General features: G+C 33.9%; 2 protein-coding genes and 1 pseudogene. All 3 read right to left on the reverse strand.

The features are described 5' to 3' along the window. A partial coding sequence (locus V7183_RS24020) for an L-lactate MFS transporter (protein ID WP_335361082.1) occupies positions 1-1,185 on the reverse strand: 1,185 nt, incomplete at its 3' end. Between the two features lie 293 nt (positions 1,186-1,478). After that, positions 1,479-1,622, reverse strand: a complete 144-nt coding sequence (locus V7183_RS24025; RefSeq protein WP_097897504.1) for a hypothetical protein — start codon at positions 1,620-1,622, stop codon at positions 1,479-1,481. 28 nt (positions 1,623-1,650) lie between these two features. Further along, positions 1,651-1,957: pseudogene (locus tag V7183_RS24030) on the reverse strand (penicillin-binding protein); the annotation flags it as partial.

Here is a 1,957-nt window from a genome sequence, read left to right on the forward strand (position 1 = left end):
TTGTATTTCTTTTTTCTTTTCTGGGCTTGGAGGGCGAATGGAGATTGCAATAATAAAGGACACAATACACAGCACACCAATTGTAATAAAAGTTGGTTGGAATCCGCCTAATAGTACACCTATAAACGAACCTGCAAGCGCGCCAAATCCAAATCCTTGATAAACGATTCCGTAATTTGTACTATGATTTTTTAAACCGAAGAAATCACCTACAATGGCTGGGAAGATTGTAATATTTCCTCCGAAACAAAAAGCAACACTTGCTACGCAGACGAAATAAATTGCGTAGTTTAACTGCATAAAGCTTAATGTAAAAACAGACAATCCAATAATAACAAACGTTGCTGAAACAATCTTCAATCGCCCTATTTTATCTGATAACGTTCCAAGGATAATTCGACCAATAGTATTAAAGACTGCAACCATTGCAACAGCGTTAGCGGCAGTTGCCGCACTAAGTCCTACCAGCTGAACGCCTATATCTTTTACCATACCAATTAAATATAAGCCGCTCATACATGATGTAAATAACATAAAGAATAAAAGGTATACTTGTTTTGTACGTAACATTTCTCGAGTCGTATAATCATTATTCGATGTTTGGGATACTGCCTCATTTGTAACGGCTTCACGTAAAAAGCATGAACCTACTAGTACTAAAATCAAAACAGTAATACCCCAATAGGAAAAAGCTTGTGATACCCCAACTGTATCAATTAGCATACCATTTACGTATTTAAAAATTAAACTCCCCATTCCGTAAGCTGAAACAGATATACCTGAAATGAGACCTTTACGATTTGGAAACCATTTGATTAAATTGGATAATGATGTGATATAAGCTGTCCCATCTGCATAACCTACTACCACACCAGCTAATATATATAATAAAGGTAATGAGGAAACTCGTGAGCTAAGTATTAAGCCTAGTCCTAATACAATTCCTGCAATTGCAACTAGTTTACGAAGGCCTATTTTTTGCTGTAATTTTCCTGCAAACAAAGTGGAAAACGATAAAGAAAAGCTGGTAATGGAGAAAGTAATCGCTACAGCCTGAAGTTCCCAGCCAAATTTACTCACTAAAGGTTGATTAAACAAACTCCATGTGTAAATTGTTCCAAGACCAATTTGTATAATAATTGTGCCTAGGACAATAAGCCATGGATGTACAGATGATTGTTTCATGCTAACTGTCCCTTTCTTGTAGTGACATGATTTTTCAAAATTAGTATATCCATGATCCTATACGAAATACGAATATTAAAATGGAAATTAAGATAACGTATTGTTTTTAACATACAAAAAGACACTCCGTTAAGAAGTGTCTTTTTGTATGTTATATACAGATTTATTAAAGAAAAGCTGTGTTAAGATAAGACATTTTCAAATGTTTATATACATAGTACCAAACGATGTCTTTATTTTTATCGGACTTAAGATGTATTTTTCTTTCATAAAAAAGTCTTATAAAAACAAAATTAATATTCGATTTCCTCATAGTCTTTTGGTTGCGGAACAGTTTGCATATTGGCAGCATCTTTTGGATCACTATATATAGCATTTCGCTCAATATTTGTATCTTTAATGTTTTGTTTTTTACTTTTATTCGTTTGTTTTTTCATAAGGGTTCACTCCTTTTCTTTNNTATTTTTACTGGTATGTAAAAGATGATTTCGCGAATGTATCAGCGACTAAATTACTAAATTCTCGTAAATAATACAGATAGTTGTCTCCTCCATAGTTATATCTTTTGTTATACATTTTGGCAACGACAACATTATACTTGGGAATGACTAAAATGGTGGGTTCTGTAATGCCTATTTGATACGAGCCTTTAGGTACCCTTTCCCCAAGTTTGCTTTGTAAAGTGGGGGTGTTTTGAACAAACCAGAAGCATCCATTTTGTAGTAAGTCCATGTTTTCATACTTCGGGCTTTGTCTTCTACCCATGAAACTA

This window comes from Bacillus sp. JJ1127 (assembly GCF_036965845.1).
In the GTDB taxonomy this organism is placed as follows: domain Bacteria; phylum Bacillota; class Bacilli; order Bacillales; family Bacillaceae_G; genus Bacillus_A.

Excerpts from the sequence above, each read along its gene's own strand:
- V7183_RS24025 (WP_097897504.1), bottom strand. The coding sequence starts at position 1,622 with ATGAAAAAACAAACGAATAAAAGTAAAAAACAAAACATTAAAGATACA.